The 15,746-nt window shown below is 64.3% G+C and carries 15 protein-coding genes; 10 read left to right on the top strand and 5 right to left on the bottom strand.

Going from position 1 to position 15,746, the window contains the following annotated elements:
* The 5 genes from ABKS89_RS30550 to ABKS89_RS30530 all read left to right on the top strand — a co-directional run bounded on the left by ABKS89_RS30550 (position 1) and on the right by ABKS89_RS30530 (position 2,768).
* Positions 1-855, top strand: a complete 855-nt coding sequence (locus ABKS89_RS30550) for a BON domain-containing protein (RefSeq protein WP_348588792.1) — start codon at positions 1-3, stop codon at positions 853-855.
* 33 nt (positions 856-888) lie between these two features.
* The gene (locus tag ABKS89_RS30545) at positions 889-1,323 is read left to right on the top strand and encodes a ferritin-like domain-containing protein (protein WP_138213470.1); all 435 of its coding nucleotides are present in this window, start codon (positions 889-891) and stop codon (positions 1,321-1,323) included.
* 279 nt (positions 1,324-1,602) lie between these two features.
* The gene (locus ABKS89_RS30540) at positions 1,603-1,920 is read left to right on the top strand and encodes a hypothetical protein (RefSeq protein ID WP_348588794.1); all 318 of its coding nucleotides are present in this window, start codon (positions 1,603-1,605) and stop codon (positions 1,918-1,920) included.
* Between the two features lie 177 nt (positions 1,921-2,097).
* A complete protein-coding gene (locus ABKS89_RS30535; RefSeq protein ID WP_017518828.1) occupies positions 2,098-2,259 on the top strand; it encodes a DUF1328 domain-containing protein in 162 nt (53 codons plus the stop codon).
* 38 nt (positions 2,260-2,297) lie between these two features.
* On the top strand, positions 2,298-2,768 hold the full coding sequence (locus tag ABKS89_RS30530) for an inhibitor of vertebrate lysozyme family protein (protein ID WP_138213472.1): 471 nt from the start codon (positions 2,298-2,300) through the stop codon (positions 2,766-2,768).
* Positions 2,769-2,992: 224 nt separating this feature from the next.
* Here the strand turns inward: ABKS89_RS30530 and ABKS89_RS30525 are convergent, their stop codons facing one another.
* Positions 2,993-3,652, bottom strand: coding sequence for a DUF3313 domain-containing protein (locus ABKS89_RS30525; protein WP_138213473.1), 660 nt, complete (start codon positions 3,650-3,652; stop codon positions 2,993-2,995).
* A 684-nt stretch (positions 3,653-4,336) separates the two neighbouring features.
* On the opposite strand from ABKS89_RS30525, the gene gltP reads away from it, so the two are divergent.
* Positions 4,337-5,686, top strand: a complete 1,350-nt coding sequence (gene gltP / locus ABKS89_RS30520; RefSeq protein ID WP_138213474.1) for a glutamate/aspartate:proton symporter GltP — start codon at positions 4,337-4,339, stop codon at positions 5,684-5,686.
* A gap of 108 nt (positions 5,687-5,794) precedes the next feature.
* The gene (locus ABKS89_RS30515; RefSeq protein WP_348588796.1) at positions 5,795-7,024 is read left to right on the top strand and encodes a spore maturation protein; all 1,230 of its coding nucleotides are present in this window, start codon (positions 5,795-5,797) and stop codon (positions 7,022-7,024) included.
* On the opposite strand, the gene ABKS89_RS30510 is transcribed toward ABKS89_RS30515, so the two are convergent.
* Positions 7,006-7,662, bottom strand: coding sequence for a serine protease family protein (locus tag ABKS89_RS30510; protein ID WP_348588797.1), 657 nt, complete (start codon positions 7,660-7,662; stop codon positions 7,006-7,008). The genes ABKS89_RS30515 and ABKS89_RS30510 overlap by 19 nt on opposite strands.
* A gap of 427 nt (positions 7,663-8,089) precedes the next feature.
* Between ABKS89_RS30510 and ABKS89_RS30505 the strand changes: the two genes are divergently transcribed.
* Both ABKS89_RS30505 and ABKS89_RS30500 read left to right on the top strand, forming a co-directional pair.
* Positions 8,090-9,379 (top strand): MFS transporter, encoded by a 1,290-nt coding sequence (locus tag ABKS89_RS30505; RefSeq protein ID WP_192225664.1) that lies wholly within the window; start codon positions 8,090-8,092, stop codon positions 9,377-9,379.
* 124 nt (positions 9,380-9,503) lie between these two features.
* On the top strand, positions 9,504-10,055 hold the full coding sequence (locus ABKS89_RS30500) for a GNAT family N-acetyltransferase (RefSeq protein WP_138213479.1): 552 nt from the start codon (positions 9,504-9,506) through the stop codon (positions 10,053-10,055).
* A gap of 25 nt (positions 10,056-10,080) precedes the next feature.
* Here the strand turns inward: ABKS89_RS30500 and ABKS89_RS30495 are convergent, their stop codons facing one another.
* Positions 10,081-11,454, bottom strand: a complete 1,374-nt coding sequence (locus ABKS89_RS30495) for a M16 family metallopeptidase (RefSeq protein ID WP_348588799.1) — start codon at positions 11,452-11,454, stop codon at positions 10,081-10,083.
* A gap of 207 nt (positions 11,455-11,661) precedes the next feature.
* Here ABKS89_RS30495 and ABKS89_RS30490 point away from each other — a divergent pair, with 207 nt between their 5' ends.
* Complete coding sequence (locus tag ABKS89_RS30490) at positions 11,662-12,618, top strand: NAD-dependent epimerase/dehydratase family protein (RefSeq protein WP_138213481.1); 957 nt, start codon at positions 11,662-11,664, stop codon at positions 12,616-12,618.
* 83 nt (positions 12,619-12,701) lie between these two features.
* Here the strand turns inward: ABKS89_RS30490 and ABKS89_RS30485 are convergent, their stop codons facing one another.
* Complete coding sequence (locus tag ABKS89_RS30485; protein ID WP_138213482.1) at positions 12,702-13,736, bottom strand: AraC family transcriptional regulator; 1,035 nt, start codon at positions 13,734-13,736, stop codon at positions 12,702-12,704.
* Between the two features lie 98 nt (positions 13,737-13,834).
* Positions 13,835-15,559, bottom strand: coding sequence for a Na/Pi cotransporter family protein (locus tag ABKS89_RS30480; RefSeq protein WP_348588801.1), 1,725 nt, complete (start codon positions 15,557-15,559; stop codon positions 13,835-13,837).
* Positions 15,560-15,746: the final 187 nt, after the last annotated feature.

Here is a 15,746-nt window from a genome sequence, read left to right as displayed (position 1 = left end):
ATGCCTAACCCGAAGATCCTTGTCCTTGTCCTGGGTTCCGCGCTGCTTGCCCTGCAGCCGCTGGCCAGCCACGCCGCCGAGGCTGGGCTGACCGCACAACTGGCCGAAGCGCGCCAGGAAGGTTCGATCTGGACGGCCATCAACCTCAACCGCGAACTCAAGCCCTACGCGATCAAGGTGGATGTGGAGAACGGCCGCGCACAGCTGACCGGCGCCGTGGCCAGCGAAGAACAGAAGGCGCTGGCCGGGCAGATCGCCGGCAGCGTCGAAGGCATCACGGCTGTGGATAACCAGCTGGGCGTCGACGTATCCCTGGCCGACGCACAGAAGGCCGACGCCACCAAGGACGAAGGCGTGGTGCAGAAGTGGGACGACGCCACGCTGGCGGCGAAGGTGAAATCCAAGCTGCTGCTGGAGAAACGCAGCGCGGGCCTGGATATAAAGGTCACCAGCAAGTCCGGCGCGGTCACCCTCGAAGGCACGGTGATCAGCGAGGAGGCGAGCCAGCAGGCTGCCCACCTGGCGGCGCAGACCGAAGGTGTCAGCGCTGTGGATAACCGTCTGAAGGTCGACCCGGACGTGGCCTCCACGCAGACATTCGAGAAGTCCGTCGGCGATGCCCAGGCGGCCGTGAGCGATGCCTGGATCACCAGCCAGATCAAGGCCGGCATCCTCTCCGCCCATGCGCTGCAGGGGTTGTCCATCGGCGTTTCCACCCGTGACGGCGTGGTCACCCTCAGTGGCCAGGTGCCCAACGCCGACGAGCGCCAGCAATTGATCGATTCCGCCCGCAAGACCCGTGGTGTGCGTGAGGTGGACGCCACTGCGCTGAAGGTGGCCGGCCAGGCTGCCTGACTCTTCCACCCTTCCTTTGCAGGAGTACCTGTCATGACTCGCACGACCAGTCAGCTCAACGAACTCATCGAGATAACCCGTGACGGCCAGCGCTTTTACCAGCATGCCATCCAGGAAGTGAAGGACGCCCGGCTGCAGCGGCTGTTCCAGTCCATGGCGCAGGCCAAGACCGACGTGATCAACGCCCTGGCCGGCAAGGTCGCCGCCAACCACGAGGACCCCGCTACCGGGGGCACGCTGATGGGCAAGCTGCGCCAGGTCTATGCAGACACCCGTGCGACCCTGGCGAGCGACGAAGGCGCCACCTATGTCGCCCAGCTGGAGGAAGCCGAGGACCGCATCCTCCATGCCTTCGAGGACGCCCTGGAGAAAGGCACGCCGGAAACCCAGGCGCTGCTGCGCGCCGAACTGCCCAAGGTACGGGCCTGCCACGACCAGATGAGCGAGCTGAAGCACTCGCTGAAGTGATGCGGTTCACAAGAGCGCAGGGAGGCGCTCTGCCGTCGGGATTGCAAATCGCACGACTCATCCCGACCCATCGTGCAGGATGCGGCAGAAAGGTACCTTGGTACCATATTTAACTAATTGATTTAAAAGGAAAAGTAAAGATTCATCAGACTGGCATGCGGCGTGCAATTCCTACTGCAAGACAGTCAACAGAACCACCCGCGACGACGAGAACCGGAAAGGTCAAGGAAACCACCTCAAGGTTCGACAGACAGATCGGCGACGGGCAGGAGAAACGGGATGAACAGCGAAACCAACAGCCAAGTGCAAGTCGCGCGTATCGATGTGTGGAGCCGGATCTTCTTCGCCGGTGCCCTCCTGCTGTTGCTGGTCAACCAGGTGCAGTTGCAGATGCAGGTTTCCCAGGCCCAGGCCGCCAGCGCACCGGTCGCCTACGTTCCGGCCGCCTCCAGCACCCCCGATTTGTACCGCGAAGCGTCGCGTTATCCACAGGCCGCCCCCGCCCGCAACCAGCCCCAGGTGCTGCAAGCGCCGCAGGCGCAAACCCAGGCTCAGGTCCAGCCGATGGTTCGCCCGCAGGGTGGCTGGGTGTTCTGACCCCCTGTTTCCGAATCAACGGCTTTCTGAATCGGTGGCAGGCCACTGGCTTGCCCGACAGGTCCGCAGTGCCCGGAAGCGCCCGGGCGGACACCCCTTCCGGAGACTGCCTTGTGCTGACTCCGGAGCAGGTACCCGAAGCGGTGCCGTACCGACAACGAGAAGAGGAGAGACCCCATGCTTAGCTGGGCACTGACATTCCTGATCATCGCCATCATCGCCGCGGTCCTGGGCTTCGGTGGTATCGCCGGCGCCGCGACCAGCATCGCCAAGATCCTGTTCGTGATCTTCCTGGTGCTGTTCATCGTGTCCTTCTTCATGGGCCGTCGCCGGGGCTGACGCTCCGGACCGGTGGACGTTGAACAAGGAGCGTAGCGATGAGCTTTACCCGCAATCTGCTGCTGTCGGCTGTTCTGCTCGGCGCCGGGGCCCAGGCCCTGGCTGCTGAGGCGGACAAGGACGCGCAGTACCGCCTGAATGAACTGGTGGCCAGTGACCCGCAGTACCGCGACACCTGGCAATCGGTGGTCAAGGACGAGAGCCGACTGCCCGACTGGGTGATGAACCTCAGCGGCACCGCGACGCCGATGCAGGCGGTGGACGAGCAGGGCGACAAGTACCTGGTCGGCGAGCTGTGCGAGGCGCACAACTGTGCCGCCCACCGGCTGTACGTGGCCTTTACCTGGGACAAGGACAAGGCCTACGCGCTTTACGTGAAGGTTCCCGAGAACCTTCCGGCGGACAAGTCTCCGAGCAAACACGCCAGTTTCCGCTGGCTGGGTGAGCCGGACGATTCGGTGAAACGGATCCTCGACGACCAGCTCAAGAGTGATCCGAACTGGTACTGACCCTACCAGCAGGCAGTTTCTGAGAGATACGCGTACCCAGAAGGCGTACGCACGGCCAAGGGGCCGGGATGTTCGGGATGCGTCAGGTCCTGAATGACCCAGGGGTACAGGGGGTACCTCCGCATCAGCGGGCCGGGCCAGGCAAAGCCTCCGGAACCGACGCGGGATTCTCGCGTCGGCTCCCGAGCGCTTCATTTATTGCGCCTGCATCAGGCAGCAGCGGATCAGGGCTTGAAGTTGGCCGCGTCGCGCGCCCAGCCATCGAGCACCGGTTTCAGGTCCGTCAGATTCAGGTGAGTGCTGGTGTTCTCCAGCGTCTTGCCCGCGCCCTTGCGCACCACCTTGGCGACCGGTTTGCTGGTCGCGCCATCCAGAGCCTCGAATTCCACGTAGACCTCGGTGTCCTGGTCGCGGGTGCCAATCGCCGTGGTCGTCGCGGCAACCACCAGGGCGATCGGGATCACCTCATAGGCTTTCAGGCCTTCGGTGGAGATGTTCACCCCGGTGATCGCGGTGCGCAGCACCAGGGTGTCGCGATCAGCCTGCTGGACGATGCGGTAGCGGCTGCCCAGCTGCAGCTCGACCTGCTTCTTCAGGTAATCGGGGATTTCATTGAGGGTCTTCTGGTCGATGTTCTCGTTCGGCTTGGGCGGCGGGTAGTATACCGGCCGCTCGACCAGTACCGAGCTGTAGTTCTGCAGCTTCAGGTCCGGGTCGACCCAGCGCAGCACCGGCTGGCCACTGGGGGAGGTGGCGGGCTTGAGTTGCGAGTAGTCGCCGAGGAAGCCCGAGTATTGCGAGGCGTCCGGTTTCTGGCTGGAGCAGCCGGTCAGCGCCAGGGCGCCAGCGAAAAGCAGGGTGGGTACTACGTAGCGTCGCGTCATAGAGCGTCCTTATCCAGAGTGTCACCGCGTTGTGCTTTCACCACACATTCAACAACCCGTTGCTACCCGGCTGTCGCGGTCGTGGCGGCAGGGTATCCGCACGCACGCTCGAAGCCGGTTGAACTTCACTGATGTCAGTCAATTCGGAGTGCTGTGGAAACGTCCTACAATCACTCGCCGATTCCCGTCGGTCGATTTACCCGACTTCCCGGGAACCAGCCACCGCAACAATGAAGAGCGGAATCCGGCGACTTATCCACAGGAGCGCCCGCATTCCCGCCAGCCTTGCAGTCGAAGGGCCCTTTGCTCGCCCTCGACCATCCCTGACGGTCCCCGGACGGCGACCGTACATCCGGTAACAAGAAGCCGCGACCCGAACGTCCCGACCTTCCTGACCGATCAATCCGGGCCATTGATGGCCGTTTTGCACCAAGCCTAGACGGCTTTGAAGAGCGCTGCGTGACAGGCGTTGAGGAACCTGTGTCATGCAGAAAATCAAGGGTCTCATGACCTGGAACCAAGGTTTCAGATGCCTTTTCCTATGCCGATTGTGCATGGGGTAGGCGTTTCCGGCATTAGACGGGGAAAGGGTGGGTCGGAATCATGCGCCCCTTTTTTCGCTGGCCGTCGGCATCCCGATGGTTCGGCGACCCCGACTTCCACAAGAATCAAGGGTGACTCACTATGGGCAAAGCCAAGCTCAGCCTCGCCTGGCAGATCCTCATCGGCCTGGTACTCGGAATCGCACTGGGCGCCGCGCTCAATCACTTCAGCGCGGAAAAGGCCTGGTGGATCAGCAATATCCTCCAGCCGGCGGGTGACATCTTCATCCGCCTGATCAAGATGATCGTCGTACCGATCGTGATTTCCTCGCTCATCGTCGGCATCGCCGGCATGGGTGATGCGAAGAAACTCGGCCGCATCGGCCTGAAGACCATCATCTATTTCGAAATCATCACCACGGTCGCCATCGTGGTCGGCCTGCTGCTCGCGAATATCTTCCAGCCCGGCGCCGGCATCGACATGAGCACCCTGGGCACTGTGGATATCTCCCAGTACGCGCAGACTGCCAAGGAAGTCGAACACCACCACGCGTTCATCGAGACCATCCTCAACCTGATCCCGTCGAACATCTTCGCGGCGATGGCCCGTGGCGAGATGCTGCCGATCATCTTCTTCTCGGTGATGTTCGGCCTGGGTCTGTCCTCGCTGCCGGCGCCGACCCGCGAGCCGCTGGTGAAGATGTTCCAGGGCGTGGCCGAGGCCATGTTCCGCGTCACCCACATGATCATGCGCTACGCCCCCATCGGCGTGTTCGCGCTGATCGCGGTGACGGTCGCCAACTTCGGCTTCGCCTCGCTGCTGCCGCTGGCCAAGCTGGTGCTGCTGGTGTACTTCGCCATCGCCTTCTTCGCCTTCATGGTGCTGGGCCTGGCCGCACGCCTGTTCGGCTTCTCGATCATCAAGCTGATGCGCATCTTCAAGGACGAGCTGGTCCTGGCCTATTCCACCGCCAGCTCCGAGACCGTGCTGCCGCGCATCATCGAGAAGATGGAAGCCTACGGCGCACCCAAGGCAGTGAGCAGCTTCGTGGTGCCCACCGGCTACTCGTTCAACCTCGATGGCTCGACCCTGTACCAGAGCATCGCGGCGATCTTCATCGCCCAGCTCTACGGCATCGACCTGTCCATCGGCCAGCAGCTGATGTTGGTGCTGACCCTGATGGTCACCTCGAAAGGCATTGCCGGCGTGCCGGGTGTTTCCTTCGTGGTGCTGCTGGCGACCCTGGGCAGCGTGGGCATTCCGCTGGAAGGCCTGGCCTTCATCGCCGGCGTCGACCGCATCATGGACATGGCGCGCACCGCGCTGAACGTGATCGGCAACGCCCTCGCGGTCCTGGTCATCTCCAAGTGGGAAGGCGTGTACGACGCGCAGAAAGGCGCCCGTTACTGGGAAGCCATGCGTAACGGCCGCGTAGAACAATTCCTCGAAGGGGAAGGTTCCGACAGCAAAGAAAGCCCGGCCATGCATTGACCTGAAAGGGTTAGCCACAAGGCCCCGGTTTCGTCCGGGGCCTTGTCGTTTCTGGCGTAGGACGGGCTCGTGCCGCTATCATCGCGGCCATTCCAAGGGGGACATCGCATGCTCAACGGCCTGTGGCTGGGCTTTTTCATCGTCGCGGCGGTCACCGCGCTTTCCCGCTGGCTGCTGGGTGGCGAGGCCACCGTGTTCGCCGCCATGGTGGAGAGCCTGTTCGCCATGGCCAAGCTGTCAGTCGAAGTCATGGTGCTGCTGTTCGGCACCCTGACCTTGTGGCTGGGCTTCCTGCGCATCGCCGAGAAGGCCGGCCTGGTGGAAAAGCTCGCAGTGCTGCTCGGCCCGCTGTTCCGCCGCCTGATGCCGGAAGTGCCCGCCGGCCACCCGGCCATCGGCCTGATCACCCTGAACTTCGCCGCCAACGGCCTGGGCCTGGACAACGCCGCCACGCCTATCGGCCTGAAGGCGATGAAGGCGCTGCAGGAACTCAACCCCAGCAGCACCACCGCAAGCAACGCTCAGATTCTCTTCCTGGTGCTCAACGCCTCGTCGCTGACCCTGCTGCCGGTGACCATCTTCATGTACCGCGCCCAGCAGGGTGCGGTGGACCCGACCCTGGTATTCCTGCCGATCCTGCTGGCCACCAGCGCCTCCACGCTGGTGGGCCTGCTCAGCGTGGCGGTGATGCAGCGCCTGCGTCTGTGGGACCCGGTGGTGCTGGCGTACCTGATTCCCGGCGCGCTGGCGCTGGGCGCCTTCATGGCGCTGCTGGCGGGGCTGTCCGCCACCGCGCTGGCGCAGCTGTCGTCGTTGCTGGGCAACCTGACGCTGTTTGGCATCATCATGCTGTTCCTCGTTGTCGGCTGGCTGAAGAAGGTGCCGGTGTACGAAACCTTCGTTGAAGGTGCGAAGGAAGGCTTCGACGTTGCCAAGAGCCTGCTGCCGTACCTGGTGGCGATGCTCTGTGCGGTGGGTGTGCTGCGCGCCTCCGGTGCCCTGGAGATGGCGCTGGACGGCATCCGCTGGGTAGTCGAAGGCGCGGGCTGGGACACCCGCTTCGTCGATGCGCTGCCCACCGCCCTGGTCAAGCCGTTCTCCGGCAGCGCCGCACGGGCAATGTTGCTGGAGACCATGCAGTCCCATGGCGTGGACAGTTTTCCGGCCCTGGTAGCCGCCACTGTGCAGGGCAGCACCGAAACCACCTTCTACGTGCTCGCCGTGTACTTCGGCGCCGTCGGCATCCAGCGCGCCCGCCACGCCGTGGGCTGCGCGCTGCTGGCGGACCTGTCCGGCGTACTGGCGTCCATCGGCGTTTGCTACTGGTTCTTCGCCTGAAGAGCGTGAGTGGCCTTGCGCGCCGACTGGGCCTGGAACAGCAGCCACTCGCGCTGGATCACGCTGTAGGGCACGAAGACGCTCAGGCGTGACATGCCGGCCAGCTCCGGGCGGTTCGCCGGCGGCCGGAAGCCTGCCTGAAAGCCGATGTTGATCCCCAGCACGCTACCGTCGCTGCCGATCAGCGGCCCGCCGGACATGCCCTTGGCGATGGCCGCGTCGTGCACGCCGTAGCGTTCGCCGCTGGCCGAGCCGTCATCGACGAAGGGCACCGGCCAGACCTTGCCCACGCTGCTCATCGGTATCAGCAACGAACTGCTGCCCAGCGCCGTGACCGCCTCGCCTGCGCGGAACTGTCGCCATTGCGGCACGGCGCCATCGGACTTGTGCTCGATGAACAGCAGGTCGCAGCCGGTGCTGCAGCGATAGGCCTGGTTGCGCAGGAAAGGTGTATGAGCGGCGGTCACGGCGTAATCGGCATTCCATTGCACCGCGGAGGCAACGATGAAACCCGGAATCGGCGGGCCGGAGAGGACGGTGAAGTAGCGCTCCGTCAGACGGCCATCGGTTTCCGGTGAGACCCAGCCGTTGCAGCCGGCCAGGGAACACAGCAACAAAACTCCCCACAGATTCTTCATGTGAAAGCTCTCCCTTTTTGTGGGAAAAGCTAACTTCTAATCAGGGAAATTTCTTATATAAAAATAAGATTCTTACTTGCGATATTTCATTGGGAATTATCTTGAATAATGAAAGTTTCCTACAGTTAACTGCGTAGGAAGTTGAATATATAAGTAGTCAAGTAACTTATCTATTGATTTTAATGTATTTAGAAAAGTGAGAGCTTGATCGCTAAACACGGTATGCCGACGAACGGTCATGAAGCTTTCGCCAAGCTTTCAAATCCAGTAAATATGGGCCTTTCAGCCATTTTTAGATTGTCGAGCAGAGGCTTTTACACATAGGGTTACAAATCAATCACCCATCCAGTGCCTGCCTGCCGCGGATGGGGATCATCGATTTCCCTTCCGGGAAGTCCCCCGTGTAACAGCCCTGAGTGATGTTCTTATGGCCTCGAACAACTCCAAAGCCAAAGCCGTCTTCCGTGTGGTGAGTGGCAACTTCCTCGAGATGTATGACTTCATGGTGTATGGCTTCTATGCCACCGCCATTGCCAAGACCTTCTTCCCCGGCGATGACCCCTTCGCCTCCCTGATGCTGTCGCTGGCGACCTTCGGCGCCGGCTTCCTGATGCGCCCGCTCGGCGCCATCTTCCTCGGCGCCTATATCGACCGCCACGGCCGCCGCCAGGGGCTGATTATCACCCTCGGCCTGATGGCCATGGGCACCCTGCTGATCGCTTTCGTCCCAGGCTACGCCACGCTCGGTGTGGCGGCGCCGCTGCTGGTGCTGTTCGGCCGGCTGCTGCAGGGCTTCTCCGCTGGCGTGGAGCTGGGCGGCGTCTCGGTGTACCTGGCGGAAATCGCCACCCCTGGCAAGCGCGGCTTCTTCGTCAGCTGGCAGTCGGCGAGCCAACAGGTCGCGGTGGTCTTCGCCGGTCTTCTGGGCGTGATCCTCAACCACTGGCTGAGCCCGCAGGACATGGGCGAGTGGGGCTGGCGCGTGCCCTTCTTCGTCGGCTGCCTGATCGTCCCGGCGCTGTTCATCATCCGCCGCTCGCTGGAGGAAACCCCCGAGTTCCAGCAGCGCAAGCATCGCCCGACCCTGAGCCAGGTGCTGCGTTCCATCGGCCAGAACTTCGGCCTGGTGCTGGCCGGCACCGCCATGGTGGTGATGACCACCGTGTCCTTCTACCTGATCACCGCCTACACTCCGACCTTCGGCAAGAACGAGTTGCACCTGTCGGACTTCGACAGCCTGCTGGTGACCATGTGCGTGGGCCTGTCCAACTTCATCTGGCTGCCGCTGATGGGCGCGGTGTCCGATCGCATCGGGCGCAAGCCGCTGCTGCTGGCCGCTACCGTGCTGGCGCTGGTCACCGCCTACCCGATGCTGTCCTGGCTGGTGGCCGAGCCGAGCTTCGCGCGCCTGCTGGAAGTGGAGCTGTGGCTGTCCTTCCTCTATGGCAGCTACAACGGCGCGATGGTCGTTGCGCTCACCGAGATCATGCCGGCGGACGTGCGCACCACCGGCTTCTCCCTGGCCTACAGCCTGGCGACCGCAACGTTCGGCGGCTTCACCCCGGCGGTCTGCACCTGGCTTATCCACACCCTGGACAACAAGGCCGCGCCGGGCATCTGGCTCAGCGGTGCAGCAGCCCTCGGCCTGCTCGCCACCCTGGTGCTGTTCCGCAAGGGCGCCCGTGTGCGCCCCGGGGCCCTGGCCGCCAGCGCCTGAGGCCGGCTGCGACGTTCTGCCCCAGCACGGTTCCGGGCGGCATTGACCCAGGTCAGGCTCGCCCGGCACCGGCGGGAGAAGGATAGGGTCATCCCAATCCCTCCTCGCCAGCGGAGAACGCGTCATGATGACCCACACCACCGCCGAGCTCGCAGCCCTCGGGGCTGTTGGCGCCGATCACTGGATAGAAACCCTCGACGACGGCAGCCATGTGCTGATCCGCCCGTTGCGCGCGGAAGACCGCGAGCGCGAACGTCTGTTCCTCGAGCGCCTGTCCCCCATGACCCGCAAGTTCCGCTTCCATGGCGAAGTGAAGATCGATGACCGGCTGCTCGATCGCCTCATGGACGTCGACTACCAGACCACCATGGCCTTCATCGCCCTGACCCATGTGGATGGCGAACTGCGCGAAGTCGGCATCAGCCGTTACGCGGCTGTGGATAACCAGCAGTGCGAATGCGCGGTGACCGTCGCCGACGAGTTCAAGCAACTGGGCCTCGGTCTTGCGCTGATGCGCCACCTGATCGACGTGGCCAAGCGCAATGGTTTCCACCAGATGTACTCGATCGACTCGTCCATGGACCGCGACATGCGTGACATGGCCCGCGAACTGGGCTTCCGCGCCCAGGTCGACCCGGACGATTCCTGCCAGGTCATTCGCCGCCTCGCACTCTGAAGCCTGAAGGCGTTCCGACGGGGTTTCAGCCCCGTCGGCGCCACAGCGCCAGCCCCAGCAGTACTGCCAGCAACACCGCGCCCAGCGCTGCCAGCGGATAGACCATGTCGTCATCCAGCAGCGGCTTCTCGATGCGCAGATAACCCTCGTCCTTGAACAACTGCTTCGCCACGTCGCTGGCGTGGGCCAGGCTGACCTTCGCCAGGCGCTTGTCCTCGTCCGGGAACTTGCCGTCGTCGAAGTCCGCCAGCGCGCCCCAGTAGTAATCCGCCAGCGTCGAATTACCCGGTGTGCTCCACGCCAGTTGCGCCCGCGCTACGCGCTGGATGCGGGCGAAGCGCTGTGGGTCGAGGCCTTCCTGGCGGATCTTCTCCACCAGCTCCCTCAGGGCCTTTTGCGCCACTTCCTGCTCATCCCGCTCGACGTTCGCGTTGAGGCTCATGAAGCCCTGATTGGCCCAGGCGGTGCGTTCGCTCCAGGGGCCGTAGGACAGCTCGCGGCGCACGCGCAGCTCGGTGTAGAGCGCGTCGTTCAGGTAGGCCTGCAGCAGGTCCAGCGTGGCGCCATCGGCATCTTCGGGCTCGGGGAATATCCATTGCAGGACCGCACTTTCACCGAACAACCCGGTGGTCAGGTTGCGTTGGCGCTCGGCGGTTTTCTTCATTTGTGGCAGGTCACGGCGCTCCGGCGTGTCGTGGTCGACCAGCGCGCCATAGGTGCGGCCCAGGTAGACCGGCAGGCGCGGGTCGAGGTCGCCGACGATGATCAGGGTCATGTTGCCGGGGACGTACCAGTCCTTGCGCAGTTGCTCCAGCTGGGGCTGGGTGAGGTTATCCACAGGTGCGCGCTCATCGCAGGACAGTCCCAGCTCCACGGCCAGTTGTTCCTGCCCGGCGCGGCTGACGTTCTGGTGATCCAGCCAGCGCTGCAGGTGCGAATAGTGGCCGCCGTCCTCGCGCACCAGCACCTGCTTGGCGGAGTCGATCTTGCGCTGGTCGAGCTGGGTGCGGGTGATGATTTCCAGCAGCAGGTCCAGCACCTGGCGCTGGGTGGCAGCGGGGGATTCGACGACGAAGGCGGTGTCGCCCTCGCTGGTATAGGCGTTCCACTGACCGCCCAGGGCCTGCATGCGCGCTTCCAGGTCGGCCTCGTCGCCGCCGTCCAGGCCGCTGAAGAACAGGTGTTCCATCAGATGCGGAAGCTGCCGGTCACGGCAACTGAAGTCGCTGAAGCCGACGCCGACGATCAGGCGGATCGACACGTGGCCCTTCTCGCGGGTGGGCTTGAACAGCACGCCCATGCCGTTCGCCAGCTGGTAGGCCTCGACCGTCTGTCGCTGGTCCGCATGGGACCAGGCGCTGAGCAGCAGGGACAACAGGGGGACGAACAACCAACGCATGAGCGGTGTGCCTGAACGCAAAGCCGTGAGGATAGCGGATTGACCGGCGCGAACCCACCGCGTTCAACCTTTGTCGGGTGGCATCTTCGGTCATGGGCGCTGGCTTGCAAGGTCACTGTGGCTGCCGGACCACGCCACTACGCTCAGATCATCTAACCTCAGTGATGGACCCGTTGTTCGTTCCGCGCGGAGCGATCTGGAGGCTACATGCGTGTCCTGGTTACCGGCGCCGCGGGAATTCTCGGGCAGAGCCTGCTCAATGAGCTTGCCGTCCAGCATCTGGACTGGACGCTCATTGCCGCCGATATGCAGCGGATCAAGTCCCAGGGCCTGCGGCCGAACATCGAGCCGGTAACGCTGGACCTGAGCGTGGCCGCCAATACGCGGGCCTGCGTGGAGCACTGGAAGCCTGACGCGATCGTCCATTTGGCTGCGGTCGTGAATCCGCCGCGGGAGATGACGCCGCAGAAGCGCCATGCCATCGAAGTCGGCGGCACCCGTGCGCTGATCGAAGCGGCACGGGACACCGGCGTCCAGCAACTGATAGTCACCAGTTCCGGCGCTGCCTATGGTTTTCACCGCGACAACGCCGAATGGATCGACGAATCGCATCCTCTGCGCGGTCATCCCCATCTGCTCCATGCCCGCTGCAAGCAGGAGATCGAGCAACTGCTGGCCAACGCGCGGGAGCGTTATCCACAGCTCAAGCAGCTGATCCTGCGCCCCGGCACCATCCTCGGTAGGCGTGTGCATAACCCGTTGGCCGAGCTGTTCGCGCGCCCCACCCTGGTGGGAGTGCTCGGGCATCGCAGCCGCTTCGTGTTCATCTGGGACCAGGACGTGGTGAACGTGATTCGCCAGGGGCTGGAACGCGGCAGCGAGGGCATCTACAACCTCGCCGGCGACGGCGCATTGTCCATGCGCGAAATCGCCGGCCTGCTCAACAAACCCTACCGGCCCATGCCGGCAAGCCTGATGCGCGTAGGGCTGGGGCTGCTCAAGCCGCTGGGGCTGTCGCGCTTCGGGCCCGAACAGGTGGACTACCTGCGCTACCGGCCGGTGCTGGACAACCGCCGGCTGAAGGAAGAGTTCGGTTACGAGCCGCGCTACTCCAGCCGCGAGGCGTTCCTGGCCTATCTGGCCGCGCGGGGCCCGAACGGCTGATTTCCGATCTGTGGAAAACCTGTAGACAAGTCTGTTGAAAAACCTGTGAGCCGATCTCTGGGATCGGCTCCTGGCAGCCCTCGTCAGTTCTCCGACTGGCGCCGCCGCTGGCGGTACTCGCCCGGCGTCAGCCCCGTCCAGTGGCGAAAAGCGCGGAAGAACACGCTGGGCTCGGAATAACCGAGCAGGGCGGCGATGTCCGTGGCCGGCAGATTGCCTTCCCCCAAGTAGCGCTCCGCCAATTGCCGCCGGGTATCGGCCAGCAGCTGTTGATAACTGCTGCCTTCCTCCGCCAGCCGGCGCTGCAGTGTGCGCTCGCTCAGGCCCAGTTCGCTGGCGACGGCGGCTCGGCCGGGTTCGCCGCGGGTCAGCTGCTCGCCGAGCAGGGCGACCACCCGGCCGCTGACGCTGGCGCTGGGCAAGCGGGCGAGCAGGCCTTCCGCGTGCTGGCGCAGCAGGTCGCGCAGCGGCGGGTTGGCTTGCGGCAGCGGGGCGTCGATGAGCGCCCGGGGTAGGCCCAAGGCGTAGTCCATCGCGTCGAATTGCAGAGGACAGTCGAAGGCCTTTTCGTAGTCCGCGAGGCTTTCCGGCTGGCTGTGCATGAATCGGCAGCCGGCCAGTTGCAGGCCGCTGAGGAGGGCGCGCAACTGCCGCGACCAGAACCCCAGCAGCGCCAGCGCGCGGGCGCGGGTGGCCGGAGGTTCAGGATTCAGCGGGCGGTAGCTCACCCAGATGATCTCGGCCTGGGCCTCGATGGATACCTGGCCGCCTTCGCCCACCAGGCGCTGGTAGCGCATGGCCGACTCGAGGGCGTCACCCATCGTGGTGCTCGACTGCAGCAGGTAGCCCAGCGCGCTGAAGGACGCCGGCGACAGCGCACGGCCCATGGCCAGGCCGGGTTCGTCATGCTTCAGGTCGGACTGGATCACCTGCCACATGCGCTCCTGCAGCGCGAAGTCGATGCGCGCGTCCGGGTCGCTGAGCTGGGATTCGTGAATGCCGCTGGCAGCGAGCAGCGCGTCGCGGTTCAGACCGAGACGCACAGCCGCCAGCAGGATGGCCTGGGTCAGGCTGGCGCTGACCGAGGGAGGGCGTTGGGATTGAGTGCATGCTTCCATGGCGGCGGATTCTGCCCGAACCCTGGGCGTCGTGATATCAGGACTTTGTAGGGGCTGGCGAAGGTTCCGACGGAACGTTCGTACAAGCCCCCTGGCCATCAACCCGTCGCGCTGGAGCCGGGGGGAACCGGCCGCTGGTGATCCTGTACCGCTTCGACTTCGCGTTCGACGAAGTCCTCGTCTTCCACAGGTTCGCCGATTGCCGAACTGCTGGCATCGGGGTTGTCCAGAACAGCATAGGCGATGGCGCAGAACAGCGAGTTCAAGCGTTTCATGTCGCTGATCAGATCAAGGTGCAGCGAGCTGGTCTCGATGCTCTGCACCACCTGCTGGCGAAGTCGGTCGACATGGGAGTGGGCGAAGCGCCGCTCCTGCAGGCGGAAGCGCTGCTTGGCGCGGCGCAGGCGCTTGGCGCCTTCCTGGTCGCCGTTGAGGAACACTGAGAGCGACAGGCGCAGGTTGGCCACCAGTTGGCCGTGCAGCACGGTGATCTCCTCCAGGCCGTTGTCGGAGAAGGAGCGGCTGCGAGAAGTCTTCTTGTCCTGCACGGCGCCGAGCATGTGCTCGATGATGTCGCCGGCCTGTTCCAGGTTGATCGCCAGCTCGATGATCTCCGCCCAGCGGCGGCTGTCGGCTTCGCTCAGGTCCTCGCGGGGCATGCGCGCCAGGTACAGCTTGATCGCGGTGTAGAGCGCGTCGACATCATCGTCCTGCTTGCGGATCTCCTTGCCCAGCAGCGGGTCGCCGCTGTGGATAACCTGCATCAGGTTGTTCAGCATCTGCTCGACGATATCGCCCATGCGCAGGGTTTCGCGCACTGCGTTGACCAGCGCCAGGCTCGGCGTATCCAGCGCCGCCGGGTCGAGGTGGCGGGGGCGCACGGTGTCTTCCGGGGAGTGGCGGTCGGGCATGATGCGCGTGCAGAAGGCCGCCATCTGCCCGGTCAGCGGCAGGCAGGCGAGGCAGCGGGTGGCGTTGTAGAGCACGTGGAAGGCGATCACCAATTCGGCGGCACTGAACTGCCAGTGGTCGATCCACTCGGCCAGCGGGCCCACCAGCGGCAGCACCAGGGCGCAACCGGCGACCTTGAACAGCAGGCTGCCCAGCGCCACGCGGCGACCGGCGGCGTTCTGCGAGGAGGCGCTGATCATCGCCAGGATGCCGCTGCCCAGGTTGGCGCCGACCACCAGGCACAGCGCCACCTTCAGCGAGATCACCTTGGAGGCTGCCAATGTCGCAGTGAGCAGCACGGCGGCCAGGCTGGAGTAGGAAATCATCGCGAACAGCGCGCCAGTCAGGGCGTCCAGCATCACGTCGCCGGTAAGGCTGGAGAACAGCACCTTCACGCCCTTGGCCTGGGTCATGGGCTCGGCGGCGGCAACGATCAGCTGCAGCGCGAGGATGATCAGCCCCAGGCCGATGAACACCCGGCCGATCTGGCCGAGGCGCGTCTGCTTTCGGCCGAGGAAGAAGATCACCCCGAAGAAGATCAGCAGCGGCGACAGCCAGGACAGGTCCAGGGTCAGCACCCGCGCCATCAGCGCCGTGCCGACGTCGGCGCCGAGCATGATCGCCAGCGCTGGCGCCAGGGCCATCAGCCCGGTGGCGACGAAGGAGGTGGCCAGCAGCGCCGTGGCGTTGCTGCTCTGCACCAGAGCGGTGACGCCGATGCCGGCGGCGAAGGCCAGCGGGCGCTTCTCCACGCTGCGGCTGAGGATTTTTCGCAGGTTACTGCCGTAGACCCTGAGAATACCGGTGCGGACGATATGTGTGCCCCACACCAACAGGGCGACGGCAGAGAGCAGATCGAGCAGTTTGAGCATGTCGGGCCCCCTCGCACTCAAGCGGGCCCGTGGGCGGTGCGTCCGTCAACGGACCCTGTAACGACCTCGCCCGCGGCTCCGTACAGACAGCGCGGAGGGCCGAGAAGGACACGGCAACGCTCAGGCGATTGTCACAAGACTGTCATGGTAGACCCTCGTTCTTCCTTGAGGGTTCGCCAAATCTCTG

This window comes from Pseudomonas sp. LABIM340 (assembly GCF_040017195.2).
Classification (GTDB): domain Bacteria; phylum Pseudomonadota; class Gammaproteobacteria; order Pseudomonadales; family Pseudomonadaceae; genus Pseudomonas.
Note: the sequence above shows the minus strand (reverse complement) of the source record. Positions and strands in the feature narration are given on the sequence as shown.